General features: G+C 57.1%; 1 protein-coding gene. It reads right to left on the bottom strand.

Annotated features, from left to right (window positions below; genetic code table 11):
- Positions 1-40: 40 nt before the first annotated feature.
- A partial coding sequence (locus tag OKC30_RS21035) for an IS481-like element ISAs19 family transposase (RefSeq protein ID WP_270665467.1) occupies positions 41-1,039 on the bottom strand: 999 nt, incomplete at its 5' end.

The following is a 1,039-nucleotide window of genomic DNA, read 5'->3' on the forward strand; positions in this document are numbered from 1 at the left end:
CTAGTTATCACCTGACACCGGCCTCAAACCGGTGTCTTGTTTACGCTACTTTAGTGCGCACTTCCTTCGGTATCAATTTCAGACCCTTCTTGAACATGCTGTAAGGCGTCTGTCCCTCCATCATCCTGCCCTGATGTGGCCGCTGGGTGTTGTAGTGTTCCAGGTAGCTATCCAGGTCTGTCTGCATCTGCTCTACCGACTCATACCAGGTCGTCCTCCCCTTGATACGGAAGTGTTCATCCAGCAGTGTGCGATGCAGCCGTTCGATAAAGCCGTTGCTCTGCGGCCTGCGTACCTTGGTTGTCCGGTGCTCAATCCCCTCCAGTTGCAGGAACAGCTCGTAGGGATGGTGGTCAGCTCGTCCACAGAACTCGCGCCCGTTATCCGACAGGATGGTATAGACCCGTGCCTCGTGGGCCTCGAAAAACGGCAGTACCGTTTCATTGAGCACATGAACCGAGGTCACCGGCAGCTTGCTGGTGTAGAGCCGTCCCCAGGCGTGGCGGCTATAGCAGTCCAGCACGGTTTGCAGATACACCTTGCCAACCCCCTTGAGCGCGCCGACGAAGAAGGTGTCGACCGCCACCAGTTCTCCGGTGTAGTGAACCTCAATCTGGCGTTCGCGAAACTCGGGGCTGAAGCGTTCGAGCAGGCGAATCTGCTCGTCATTGAGCTCAATGGTCTGCTCCCGGTGAGTTTTCTCAAGGCGCAGCAAGCGGTCGTGCTTGGAGAGCAAGTCGTGCCGTTGCCACACGCCACGCACACCGCCCGCACTGACATTGATGCCTTGCAGAGCCAGTTCTTGCGCGACCCGCAGCGGGCCATGAGTTGGTCTGGTGAGGGAGTAATCGAGGATGGCCTGTTCAATCTCGGGAGCGACCCGATTGGGATGAGCCCCTTTACAGCCGGGCAATTTGTCGAGCAATCCCTCGGCGCCATAGGTCTGGTAATTACGGCGAATTTCGTAGAACTGCTGACGGCTGTAGCCGATGAGCTTGCAGGCTTTGCTGACATTATTGAGCTCTTTGGCGAGCTCTAG

It is taken from the genome of Aeromonas sp. QDB18 (genome assembly GCF_027705325.1).
Classification (GTDB): domain Bacteria; phylum Pseudomonadota; class Gammaproteobacteria; order Enterobacterales; family Aeromonadaceae; genus Aeromonas; species Aeromonas caviae.